Source organism: Pseudarthrobacter lactosi, from assembly GCF_055412785.1.
This window is the reverse complement of the sequence record NZ_JBVAYS010000003.1, coordinates 499,646-511,595: the sequence shown is the minus strand read 5'-3', so window position 1 is coordinate 511,595 and position 11,950 is coordinate 499,646. Positions and strand designations below refer to the sequence as shown.

The window sequence follows — 11,950 nt, the reverse complement described above, 5'->3', positions numbered from 1 at the left end:
TGGCGGCACCGTCCGTGCGGGGGAGGGCCACAGCCGTTCGCCGGTCAGCGAAATTAAGGACCATCCGGCGTCCGCTGTGATGTGATGGGGACTATGGAGTCCACTGCGCGTGATTCGTCAGCCCCGGCATCATCCAGCCCGGCCCAGGCCCTGATCAACTGGGACCTGGCCGCATCCACGGCGGCCCGCCTGGCCTCCGCGGGGCCCACGCTCAACTCGGCGGAAATCGGCGAAGCCGTGGACAGCTTGCGCCGCCTCGCGGACGCCTCCGTCCCGCATGTCCACGAAATCACCGGCCTCGAAGCCGCGCGGGACCTCCGCGACTCCTCCGTCCTGGTGGTGGACAGGGCCAGCTGGGCCAAGGCCAACACCCAGAGTTTCGCCGTGATGCTCAAACCCGCGATGGAAAAAATGCTCGAAAGCCGCCGCGGCAACGTCAGCCCGGCGGCGGCCAGCGTCAGCGGCGCCATCACCGGCAGCCAGCTTGGCGCCGTCCTGGCGTTCCTGTCCAGCAAGGTCCTGGGCCAGTACGATCCGTTCGCCGCGCTCGCCGAAGGTTCCAAGGCTCCGGCCGGTGGCCGGCTGTTGCTGGTGGCCCCGAACATCGTCTCGGTGGAGCGCGAGCTCAACGTTACGCCGGAGGATTTCCGGCTCTGGGTCTGCCTGCACGAACAGACGCACCGCGTGCAGTTCGCCGCCGCACCCTGGCTCCGCCACCACATGCTTTCCGAGATCGACAACCTCAGCGGGCACCTGCTGGGAAACGTAGATTCGCTGATGGAACGGGCATCCGCCGCCGCGCGTTCCCTCAAGGACCGGACCGCCACGGGCAATACTCCCGGCCGCGGCGCCATCCTTGACCTGTTGCAGAACCCCGAGGAGAAGGCGTCCCTGTCCCACCTGACGGCCGTGATGAGCCTGCTCGAGGGCCACGCCAACGTGGTGATGGACGCCGTCGACGCCAGCATCGTCCCCTCGGTCAGGACCATCCGGCAGCGCTTCACTGACCGCGGCAAGGACCGCGGCGTGCTGGAGAAATTCATCCGCAACCTCCTGGGCCTGGACGCCAAGATGCGCCAGTATTCCGACGGCGCCAAGTTTGTCCGCGAGGTAGTGGCTGTTGCCGGCATGGAAGGCTTCAACCGGGTGTGGGAGTCCGCGGACAACCTCCCCACCGAGCCCGAAATCCACGACGCCAAGCTGTGGGTTGACCGGATGGGCCTGTAGGTGCCGGACGGCCCCAAGGTGCCGCACGCCGCAGAGGTTGCGGATGCCCGCACTTCTCTACGCGGACGACGACGGCCCGGCAGGCTCGCGCCCGTCGTCGGCAAGGCGCGCAAAATGGTCCAGAACGCCCTGGCTGACGCCGGCTATCCGGCGCACGTGCTGGTGGCCTGCAGCGGTGGGCCGGATTCGATGGCCCTCGCGGCGGTGGCAGCCTATTTCGCCCGCCGTGGCCACGTTGACGGGCACCCCCTGACCGTAGGCGCCGTGGTGGTTGACCACCAGCTGCAGGAGGGCTCGGCCCAGGTGGCTGCCGCCGCCGTCCGGGCACTGAAGGAACTTGGCCTCTCCCCGGTGGACCTGCGGACTGTTACCGTCGCCAGCACCGGGATGGGCCCTGAGGCAGCCGCCCGGGATGCCCGCCATGCGGCGCTGGAGGCGGCGGCCCAGGAGCACGGGGCCGCCGCTGTCCTGCTCGGCCACACCCTGGACGACCAGGCCGAACAGGTCCTGCTGGGGCTTGCCCGCGGCTCCGGCACGCGCTCGCTGGCCGGAATGCGGCCGGCCCGCGGCATGCTGCTGCGGCCGTTCCTGGGCCTGCGCCGCGCGGACACGTTGGAGATCTGCGACGTCGAGGACCTCGAACCTTGGCACGATCCCACCAATTCGGACCCGTCGTTTGCCCGCTCCCGGACCCGGGTGGAAGTGCTGCCGCTGCTGGAGGAAAAACTCGGGCCGGGCGTGGCTGAATCACTGGCCAGGACGGCGTCCATCCTGCAGTTGGACGCGGACTATCTTGAAGACGTGGCAGATCGCACATTTGCCGGCCTGGCCGAACGGTCCGGACTGGAGATCAGCCTCCCGGAGGATGCCCTGGGGGAACTTTCCCCGGCCATCAGGTTCCGGGTCATCGCCAAGGCAGCGGCCGACGTCGGGGGGCAGCAGCCCAGCTACCAGCGCCTTCTGGCGGCGGAAGCGCTGCTGCGGCGGCAGGGTTCCGCCGGTCCCGTGGAGCTGCCTGGCGGGGTCAGCGTGTACCGCCTCTCCCTCGCCGAGCTGGCCCAGCAGGACGCGGCGGAAACGCGGCCCAAGGCACCGGAAGGGCCCGGCGGAGGCACCCACGTTCCCCGCGGAGCGGCCCGCTGTGGGAAGCTAGTATTCCGGCCTCAAAAACCGCCCCAAGAATAGTCGCACCCCGCATCTACACAGGAGCCATTGGTGGATTCAAACGACGTCCAGGCAGACCTCAAGCACGTTCTCTACACCAAGGAACAAATCCAACAGCGGATCGGCGAGCTCGCTGCGCAGATCGACAAGGACTACGAAGGTCGCGAAATCCTTCTGGTCGGTGTGCTCAAGGGTGCTGTGATGGTCATGGCCGACCTCGCCCGCGCACTCCACAGCCACGTATCGATGGATTGGATGGCAGTGTCCTCCTACGGCTCCGGGACCCAGTCCTCGGGTGTTGTCCGGATCCTCAAGGACCTGGACACGGACCTGATGGGTAAGGATGTCCTGATCGTCGAAGACATCATCGACTCCGGCCTGACCCTGTCCTGGCTCAAGACCAACCTGGAATCCCGCGGCACCGCATCCGTGGAGATCTGCACCGCCTTCCGCAAGCCCACGGCCGCCAAGGTGGAGATCGACGTCAAGTACGTCGGCTACGACATCCCCAACGAGTTCGTAGTGGGCTACGGCCTGGACTACGCCGAGAAGTACCGCAACCTGGACTTCGTGGGCACCTTGGCCCCGCACGTTTACGAGTAAAGATTCAGGCACGGCAATACCGGCGGCGGCCTCTTCGGAGGCCGCCGCCGGTATTTAAGCTGCCGAACCGGACAGCTTCGGAAACCTACGGCGTTGCCCGGAACGAGTGCGGGGTGGGATGCCCGCGGGCCATGGGCTAATCGTGCCAAAGCTGCCAAATTAGGCCCGCCCGCTCCCCGCCGTCAACAGGCAAAACGACACATAATGTGACCCTTGACACTTGACTCAAGAGAGGCCTGCATTACTGCCAAGTCGTTTTGGCAAAACTTATGTATCCAGCGCCCGGATGGCCGCGAGCTTCACGGTGTGCTGCCGCTGCCGGAAATCCTGCCAGGCGAAGCGCAGGTTATCGACGCCGAGATCCTTCCGGGTGCCGCGGGCCGCTGCGGTTTCCGGTTCTGGGAGGATTCCGACGGCGGTGCCGCGGTCCTCGCCTACGATCCCGCCGCCGGGGTGCTGACCCTGGACCGCACCGATGCGGGGGAAACGGCATTCCACCCGGCCTTCGCGTCCGTGGAGTCCGCCCCCGTCCTGCTGGAGGGCGGCGTGCTCACGCTGCGCATCGTCGTCGATCATTGCTCAGTTGAGGTCTTCGCCCAGGGCGGGAAAGTGGTCTTGACGGACCTCATCTTTCGTGGCGTCGGGAACACGGGTTCGTCCGTGTTCGCCGAGGGCGGCACGGCCATCCTCCGGAAACTGGCTGTCGCCGCAGCCGGCTGACCTGCGGACTTCCACATTGCCGTCCACATCCCGCTACGCCCAGAGGGAACTTTTGCGCAGCATCGTGCGTGAATTACTCCGAACGGTGTATAGCTAGTAGCTGATGCAGCACCACACGCGCGCAGAACCACTCGCCGTGCAGCACTACCAGGAGGGACGGGGCCAGCCCCCGAACAGATGAAAGCTAAGAGTTTCTTCAAGGGCCCGGGCATCTGGATCGTTGTAGTGATCGCCATGCTTCTCGTGGCCTTTGCAACACTGGCCCCCGGTGGTGCGGCACGGATCGACACGGACAAGGGCCTTGAGCTCCTTGCCGACAGCGGCAAGGTTGAGCAGGCAAAGATCTACGACGGCGAAAACCGCGTTGACCTGACCCTCAAGGACAACCTGGACGTCAACGGGCAGGACAAGGGCAAGAGCGTCCAGTTCTTCTACGTCGACGCCCGCGCCTTAGACGTCGTCAAGGCCGTCACCTCTTCCGAGCCCGCCAACGGCTACACGGACCAGCCGATCGAAAGCAACTGGTTCTCCGGCCTGCTTTCGCTGCTTATCCCTGTCATCCTGCTTGGTGCGCTGTTCTGGTTCCTGATGACCCGGATGCAGGGCGGCGGCTCGAAGATCATGCAGTTCGGCAAGTCCAAGGCCAAGATGGTCAACAAGGACATGCCGCAGGTGACTTTTGTGGACGTTGCCGGTGCCGACGAGGCTGTCGAGGAGCTCCAGGAAATCAAGGAGTTCCTGCAGGAACCGGCCAAGTTCCAGGCCGTGGGCGCCAAGATCCCCAAGGGCGTGCTGCTCTACGGCGCCCCGGGAACCGGCAAGACCCTCCTGGCCCGCGCCGTTGCCGGCGAAGCCGGAGTGCCCTTCTTCTCCATCTCCGGCTCCGACTTTGTGGAAATGTTTGTCGGCGTGGGCGCGTCCCGTGTCCGCGACCTCTTTGAGCAGGCCAAGGCCAATTCGCCGGCCATCATCTTCGTGGATGAGATCGACGCCGTCGGCCGGCACCGTGGCGCCGGCATTGGCGGCGGCAACGACGAACGCGAGCAGACCCTCAACCAGCTCCTGGTTGAAATGGACGGCTTCGACGTCAAAACCAACGTCATCCTGATTGCCGCCACCAACCGCCCCGACGTCCTGGACCCGGCCCTGCTGCGTCCCGGCCGGTTTGACCGCCAGATCTCGGTGGACGCCCCGGACTTGATCGGCCGTGACCAGATCCTCCAGGTGCACGCCAAGGGCAAGCCGATGGCCCCGGGCGTTGACCTCAAGGCCGTCGCGAAGAAGACCCCGGGCTACACCGGCGCAGACCTCGCCAACGTCCTGAACGAGGCCGCCCTGCTGACCGCACGCTCCAACGCCAACCTCATCGATGACCGCGCCCTGGACGAGGCCATCGACCGCGTTATGGCCGGTCCGCAGAAGCGCAGCCGCGTGATGAAGGAACACGAACGCAAGATCACCGCCTACCACGAAGGCGGACACGCCCTGGTGGCTGCTGCCCTGCGGAACTCGGCCCCGGTCACCAAGATCACCATCCTGCCCCGCGGCCGGGCCCTGGGCTACACCATGGTGGTCCCGGAGAACGACAAGTACTCCATCACCCGCAACGAACTCCTGGACCAGATGGCGTACGCCATGGGCGGCCGCGTGGCGGAAGAGATCGTCTTCCACGATCCCTCCACGGGCGCCTCCAACGACATCGAAAAGGCCACCTCCACGGCCCGCAAGATGGTCACCGAATTCGGCATGAGCGAGCGCGTCGGCGCGGTACGCCTGGGCCAGGGCGGCGGCGAACCCTTCCTGGGCCGCGACGCCGGGCACGAGCGCAACTACTCGGACCAGATCGCCTACGTGGTGGATGAGGAAGTGCGCCGCCTGATCGACCAGGCGCATGACGAGGCCTACGCCATCCTCACCGAAAACCGGGACGTCCTGGACCAGCTGGCCCTGGAACTCCTGGAACGGGAGACCCTCAACCAGGCCGAGATCGCGCTCATCTTCACGGACATCCGCAAGCGTGACTTCCGCGAGGTGTGGCTGTCCAAGGAGACCCGTCCGGTCCAGCAGGCCGGCCCCGTGGAATCCCGCCTGGAGAAGTCTGAACGCGAAGCCCAGGAGGAAGCCAAGGAGGCCCGCCTCGAGGAACCTCTGGACGCGCTGCCGCCGCACCCGCAGGGTGTCCCGGATGACGCCGCGTTCCAGGGCGGCATCCCCGACTCGGGGCCTGACGCCACACGCGGCTAAGCTTTCTCCTGTGACTCACTTCGACGACGACGACGCACCCGCCTCCGCCGGACACCCGGCGGAGGACGGATCCCACCACAAAAAGCACGAGAAGGTGGACCGGCCCCGGATCGAGGCGGCCGTCCGTGAAATCCTCCTGGCCATCGGCGAGGACCCGGACCGCGGCGGCCTTGTGGACACCCCCAGGCGGGTGGCCAAAGCCTACGCCGAGGTGTTCTCAGGGCTCCACCTGGATCCTGCGGACGTTCTCTCCACCACGTTCGACCTGGACCACGAAGAACTGGTCCTGGTCAAGGACATCCCGTTCTACTCAACGTGCGAGCACCACCTCGTGCCGTTTCACGGAGTGGCCCACGTGGGTTACATTCCCTCCCACGACGGCAAAGTGACCGGACTCAGCAAGCTGGCACGCCTCGTGGACATCTACGCCCGGCGCCCCCAGGTGCAGGAGCGGCTCACCACCCAGATCGTCGAAGCAATGGTCAGCCACCTCAAGCCGCGTGGCGCGATCGTTGTTGTCGAATGCGAACACATGTGCATGTCTATGCGCGGCGTCCGCAAGCCCGGAGCAAAGACCGTCACCAGCGCGGTCCGCGGGCAGCTTCATGACCCGGCCACCCGTGCCGAAGCCATGAGCCTCATCCTCGGAAGGTAAGTAACAGACCATGGACTCACTCGCTGCAGCCCCGGGAACGGGGCCCGCAACATCTCCGCTGCCCATCCTGCGCAAGCCGCGCCCGGCCGCGAACTTCGCCGGCCTGCCCACCGGCCGCACCCTGGTCATGGGCATCCTGAACGTCACTCCGGACTCCTTCAGCGACGGCGGAAAGCACCCGACCGCGGACACCGCCATCGCGGCGGGCCTGCGGATGTTCTACGCCGGAGCGGACATCATCGACGTCGGCGGTGAATCGACGCGCCCCGGCGCGGAGGAAGTAACTCTGGAGGAAGAGCAGCGCCGGGTGATCCCCGTCATCGAAGCCCTGGTCAAGGCGGGCGCCCTGGTCAGCATCGACACCACACACGCATCCACGGCCGCTGCTGCCCTGAAGGCCGGCGCCGCCATCATCAACGACGTATCCGGGCTGACCATCGAGCCGGAGATGGCCGAGCTCGTAGCGGCGTCCAAGGTGCCGTATATTCTCACGCACCGCCGCGGCGACGCCCGCACCATGGACTCCCTGGCCCAGTACCAGGACGTGGCCGGCGAAGTGGTGGCTGAACTGGCCGGCGTCCGCGACAAGCTCTACGCGGCCGGGGTGGGCAAAGAGCAGATCATTGTGGACCCGGGCCTGGGCTTCGCCAAGAACGACGCCCAGAACTGGGAGCTCCTGCAGCACCTGGACCAGCTGGACAGCCTGGGGCACAAGGTCCTGGTGGCCGCCTCCCGCAAGCGTTTCCTGGGCACGCTCCTTACGGTCGCGGGCAAGTCCGCCGTCCCGGAGGAACGCGACGCCGCCACGGCCGCCATCACCGCGATCAGCGCATCCCGGGGGGCCTGGGCCGTCCGTGTGCACGACGTCGGTCCCAGCCTTGACGCCGTCAAGGTGGCCGCGCGGATGGCCGCCGCCCCTACCACCACCTAGGCCGGGCACCCATGGACAGGATCACGCTGAGCGGTGTCACCGCCGTCGGCCATCACGGAGTCTTCGATTTCGAGCGCCGCGAGGGCCAGCCTTTTGTGGTGGACGCCGTGCTGTATCTGGACTTTGCCAAGGCCGCAGTATCCGACGACGTCCGGGACACCGCCCACTACGGCGAGGTGGCTGAGCGGATCAAAGGCTGGATCACCGGGGAGCCGCTGAACCTGATCGAGGCACTGGCCGTCCGGATCGCCGACGGCCTGCTCGCTGAATTCACCATCCAAGCCGTGGACATCACCGTCCACAAGCCCAAGGCACCCATCGAGGTGCCCTTCGGCGACGTGGCCGTCAGTGTGCACCGGAACAGGACACACAATGCCTGGCAGGAATCACGGCAGGACGGGCACCGGCCATGAGCGGCGGGTACACCAAAGCCGTCCTGGCCCTCGGCAGCAACCTGGGCGAACGGAACGACACCCTGTCCGAGGCCGTTGCTGACCTGGTGGACCCGCCGGAGGTCCGCCTGCAGGCCGTTTCCCCGGTGGTGCAGACCAAAGCCGTGGGCGGCCCGGCCGGCCAGCCTGACTTCCTGAACATGATCATCACCGTGGAAACCACGCTGTCCCCGACGGAGCTGCTGAAGCACTGCCAGGCCGTGGAAAACAAGCACCTCCGGGTTCGTGAAGTGCGCTGGGGGCCGCGGACGCTCGATGTCGACATCATCACCTACGGCGACCTCACCAGTGACGACCCGGTGCTGACCCTGCCGCACCCGCGCGCCGCCGGACGCGCCTTTGTGCTGTATCCGTGGTCGCTCATCGAGCCGTCGGCCACCCTCGGCGGCGAACGCATCAGCGAGCTCGCTGCCCGCGCCCCCGACTTTGGCGATCTCGCACCGTTCGACGGTTTCGGCGATTACGACGGCGTCCCCACGGCCGGGGCGGTCGAGTAACCAGTGAAGCCCATCAACGCCGTCCGCCTGCTGCTGATCGGCCTGGTCCTGACCGTGGCCGGCTGGTCGGCCACTGTGGTGACCACGCGCTACAGCATGGCCACGCCGGTTCTTCCGGCCACCGCTCTGGCCACCATGGGGGTGATTGTTGCCATCACACTCGTTCTAGGCATCCGCGTGCTCCGGTGGCGCAACAGCACCAAACGCAAAAAGGCGCTGGACCCGATCCTTGCCGCCAGGACCTTGGTCCTCGCCCAGGCGTGCGCCTACGCGGGTACCGTCCTGCTGGGCTGGCATGTTGGGATCTTCGTGGACCAGTTGCGGATCTGGAACCTGCGCAGCGATCAGGGCATCACCTGGGTGGCAATCGCGATCGCCGGTGGCGGCCTGGTGATGATCGTCGTCGGCTTGCTGGTGGAGCGGTTCTGCCGGATTCCGCCCGAGGACACCGATGCTGCGCCCGGTGACGGGAAACCCGGCCGCGGGATACGTGGCGAAGCCGCAGGGGAAGGCGAATATGCGTACAGAGGCGATTGATCCACCAGGCATCACCTGGCAGCGGGTATCCACGAAGTACGTCACGGTGCGGCTGGTGCAATGGGCCATCGGGAACCTGGTCACGCTTATTGTCCTGACCCTGCCCCTCGTTTTTGTCCTGCTCGGCTGGTGGCGGTGGCCGCCGCTGTGGCTGGCCATCACCGTCCCGGCGGTGACTCTGGTCCTGGCTGTCTGGCGGCTGCTGCTGATCCCGCGCCAGGTGCGCGCCATCGGCTATGCCGAGCGCGACGATGACCTCCTGGTCCGTGGCGGCATTTTCTTCCAGCGGACCATGACGGTTCCCTACGGCCGCATGCAGTACGTGGACATCGGCGTTGGCCCGGTGGAACGCGGGCTGGGACTGTGCACGCTCAAACTCCACACCGCCTCACCCGGAACCAACGCCAGCATCCCCGGCCTGCCCGCTGCGGAGGGTGCACGCCTGCGCGAGCAGCTCGCCGCCCGCGGTGAAGCGAGGCTGGCAGGGCTGTGACGGCAAACGTTCCGGAGGCCGGCGCGCCGGGTGCGGTTCCGGTAGCGCCCGACGGCGAGTGGCTGCGGGTGCACCCGGCGTCCCCCTTTGTGCGTGGCTGGGTGGCCCTGGCGGCCATTGGCTTCTTCTTCGGGCGGGACTTTTTTGAGCGGTTGCTGCAGGGCCGCCCGCTCTTCGAGCAGGACTTCGCCGGCCGGGCACCCTGGCTGGTGGCGGGCGGCGGCATCGTCCTGGTGGTGACCGTGCTGGGCTTCATCCTGACCTGGTACTTCACCAAGTATCAGGTCTCCCAAGGGTACGTCCGGGTCAACTCCGGTTTCCTTTTCCGCCAGCAGCGGCAGGCCCGGCTGGACCGGGTCCAGGCCATCGACATCGTGCAGCCACTGCTGGCCAGGATCTTCGGCCTGGCCGAACTCAAGTTTGAGGTGGCCGACGCCGGCGAATCGGCCGTCAAGCTGGCCTACCTGCGGATGGACGACGCCCGCCAGCTCCGGGCCACTATTCTGGCACGCGCCGCAGGCGTGGTCCCGGACCCGGCCCGGCCGCAGGAGGCCGCGCCCGAGGCCCCCGAATATCCGGTCCTGTCCGTGCCGCCGTCGCGCCTTATCGGGTCGCTGCTGCTCAGCGAACAGAGCTTCTTTGTGGTGGTGGGCGGCATCGCCGCCGTAATCCTGTCGGCCGTGACGGAGAACCGCGGTTTCTTCTTCTACCTGATCCCGGCGGTGCTGGGCCTCGCCGCCAGCTACTGGAGCTTCTTTAACAAGGGCTATAACTTCACGGCAGCCATTTCGCCGGACGGGATCCGGCTCCGCTACGGGCTGCTGGACACGCAGGCGCAGACGCTGCCCCCGGGCAGGATCCAGGCGCTGAAAGTGGCGCAGTCCCCGCTGTGGCGGATCTTCGGCTGGTACCGGATCCAGGTCAACGTGGCCGGGTACGGCGCAGTGGGGAGCAACGGCGAGGCGTCATCCCGGACCACGCTGCTGCCAGTGGGCAAGCTGCCCGACGTGATGTCCATGCTCGCGCTCGTGCTGCCGGATCCCGGAACGCCGGAACCCGGACGCATCTTCGCTGCCGGGCTCTCGGGACTGGATTCCGACGGCGGATTTGTCACCACGCCGCACCGCGGCAGGTTCCTCGCGCCGCTTGGCTGGCGCCGCAACGGCTTCGCCACCACAGACACCGCACTGCTGATCCGCTCGGGCCGGTGGTGGCGGGAACTGGTGGTGGTCCCGCACCAGCGCACCCAGTCAATGGCACTGCAGCAGGGTCCGCTCGCACGGCGGTTCCGGGTGGCGGACCTTGTCCTGCACACCACGGCGGGGCCGGTCTCGCCGCGGCTCACCCAGGCAGGACTTGACGAGGCCCGGGCTCTTTTTGACGCCCAGTCGGCCCGCGCCCGTCTCGCCCGCAAGCGGCAGACCAGCGAACAATGGCTGGCGCAAGTGGCTCCGGAGGCTGAGCCCGCCCCGGTGGTTGTGCCCGCGCCGGTGGTTGAGCCCGCCGAAACAAGTCCCCAACAGGAAGGCCCGCAACGTGGCTAAGCCCGGGCGCCTTGGCGTCGGAATCATCGGTGCCGGGAAAGTGGGCGCCGTCCTTGGTGCTGCATTGCGCTCGGCCGAGCACGCCGTCGTCGGGGTTTCCGCGGTGTCAGAGGCCAGCCGTGAGCGTGCGGAAACGCTGCTGCCGGGCGTGCCCATCCTGGAGATCCAGGAGATTGTGGAACGGTCCGAACTGGTGCTCCTGGCCGTGCCAGACGATGCCCTCGCCGGGCTGGTGGACGGCCTCGCCAAACTCGGGGCGTGGCAGCCCGGTCAGATCGTGGCGCACACTTCAGGCAGGTTCGGCGTGGGGGTGCTCCGGCCGGTGCGCGCCGCCGGAGCCATTCCCCTGGCACTCCACCCCGCCATGACGTTCACGGGCATGAGCCTGGATTTGACGCGCCTGCTGGACTGCACCTTCGGCGTCACGGCTGACGCCGCGATGCTGCCGATTGCCCAGGCACTGGTGGTGGAGATGGGCGCCGAACCCGTCGCCATCGCCGAGGGGGACCGGACGCTGTACCACGCGGCCCTTGCCCATGGCTCGAACCATATGGTCACCCTGGTGGCGCAGGCTTCCCAGCTGCTCCGCGACGTGGGCGTCGACGCGCCGGAGCGGATGCTGGGCCCCTTGCTGCGGGCCACGCTGGAGAACGCGCTCGCCTCCGGTGAATCGGCGCTGACCGGGCCGGTGGCCCGCGGTGATGTGGGGACGGTGGCGGCCCACGCTGAGGCGTTGCGGGAGTACGACGCCGGGGCGCGCGGCGACGTACTGGAGGCTTACCTTGCCATGGCCCGCGCTACGGCACAGCGGGCAAGCAGCCGGGGGCTGCTCAAAGCGGATCAAGTGGGGGCCCTCCGCGCGGCCCTGGAAGAGGAAAACTGA

At 67.3% G+C, this 11,950-nt stretch carries 13 protein-coding genes; all 13 read left to right on the top strand.

The window, feature by feature from the left end:
* Positions 1 to 93: 93 nt before the first annotated feature.
* The 13 genes from ACZY0Q_RS15915 to ACZY0Q_RS15855 all read left to right on the top strand — a co-directional run bounded on the left by ACZY0Q_RS15915 (position 94) and on the right by ACZY0Q_RS15855 (position 11,950).
* Entirely contained in the window at positions 94 to 1,227 is a 1,134-nt protein-coding gene (locus ACZY0Q_RS15915) for a zinc-dependent metalloprotease (protein ID WP_463918297.1), read from the top strand.
* A 114-nt stretch (positions 1,228 to 1,341) separates the two neighbouring features.
* Positions 1,342 to 2,412 (top strand): tRNA lysidine(34) synthetase TilS, encoded by a 1,071-nt coding sequence (gene tilS, locus ACZY0Q_RS15910; protein WP_463918296.1) that lies wholly within the window; start codon positions 1,342 to 1,344, stop codon positions 2,410 to 2,412.
* Positions 2,413 to 2,442: 30 nt separating this feature from the next.
* Positions 2,443 to 2,994, top strand: a complete 552-nt coding sequence (hpt, locus tag ACZY0Q_RS15905) for a hypoxanthine phosphoribosyltransferase (protein WP_463918294.1) — start codon at positions 2,443 to 2,445, stop codon at positions 2,992 to 2,994.
* Between the two features lie 213 nt (positions 2,995 to 3,207).
* On the top strand, positions 3,208 to 3,714 hold the full coding sequence (locus ACZY0Q_RS15900) for a glycoside hydrolase family 32 C-terminal domain-containing protein (protein ID WP_463918292.1): 507 nt from the start codon (positions 3,208 to 3,210) through the stop codon (positions 3,712 to 3,714).
* 177 nt (positions 3,715 to 3,891) lie between these two features.
* The gene (gene ftsH, locus ACZY0Q_RS15895) at positions 3,892 to 5,958 is read left to right on the top strand and encodes an ATP-dependent zinc metalloprotease FtsH (protein ID WP_463918290.1); all 2,067 of its coding nucleotides are present in this window, start codon (positions 3,892 to 3,894) and stop codon (positions 5,956 to 5,958) included.
* A 10-nt stretch (positions 5,959 to 5,968) separates the two neighbouring features.
* Positions 5,969 to 6,613: a GTP cyclohydrolase I FolE gene (folE, locus tag ACZY0Q_RS15890; RefSeq protein WP_463918288.1), complete on the top strand. Its 645-nt coding sequence runs from the start codon at positions 5,969 to 5,971 to the stop codon at positions 6,611 to 6,613.
* 10 nt (positions 6,614 to 6,623) lie between these two features.
* On the top strand, positions 6,624 to 7,544 hold the full coding sequence (gene folP, locus ACZY0Q_RS15885) for a dihydropteroate synthase (RefSeq protein WP_463918287.1): 921 nt from the start codon (positions 6,624 to 6,626) through the stop codon (positions 7,542 to 7,544).
* A gap of 11 nt (positions 7,545 to 7,555) precedes the next feature.
* Positions 7,556 to 7,957 carry a dihydroneopterin aldolase gene (gene folB / locus ACZY0Q_RS15880; protein WP_463918285.1) on the top strand — a complete coding sequence of 134 codons (402 nt, stop codon included), beginning with the start codon at positions 7,556 to 7,558 and terminating at the stop codon, positions 7,955 to 7,957.
* Entirely contained in the window at positions 7,954 to 8,493 is a 540-nt protein-coding gene (gene folK, locus ACZY0Q_RS15875) for a 2-amino-4-hydroxy-6-hydroxymethyldihydropteridine diphosphokinase (protein WP_463918283.1), read from the top strand. Before folB ends, folK begins: the two co-directional genes overlap by 4 nt.
* Before the next feature lie 3 nt (positions 8,494 to 8,496).
* Positions 8,497 to 9,030, top strand: a complete 534-nt coding sequence (locus tag ACZY0Q_RS15870; RefSeq protein WP_463918281.1) for a DUF3180 domain-containing protein — start codon at positions 8,497 to 8,499, stop codon at positions 9,028 to 9,030.
* Positions 9,011 to 9,523, top strand: coding sequence for a PH domain-containing protein (locus tag ACZY0Q_RS15865; protein ID WP_463918279.1), 513 nt, complete (start codon positions 9,011 to 9,013; stop codon positions 9,521 to 9,523). The genes ACZY0Q_RS15870 and ACZY0Q_RS15865 overlap by 20 nt, the downstream gene beginning before the upstream one ends.
* On the top strand, positions 9,520 to 11,067 hold the full coding sequence (locus ACZY0Q_RS15860) for a PH domain-containing protein (RefSeq protein ID WP_463918277.1): 1,548 nt from the start codon (positions 9,520 to 9,522) through the stop codon (positions 11,065 to 11,067). The genes ACZY0Q_RS15865 and ACZY0Q_RS15860 overlap by 4 nt, the downstream gene beginning before the upstream one ends.
* Complete coding sequence (locus tag ACZY0Q_RS15855; RefSeq protein WP_463918275.1) at positions 11,060 to 11,950, top strand: Rossmann-like and DUF2520 domain-containing protein; 891 nt, start codon at positions 11,060 to 11,062, stop codon at positions 11,948 to 11,950. The genes ACZY0Q_RS15860 and ACZY0Q_RS15855 overlap by 8 nt, the downstream gene beginning before the upstream one ends.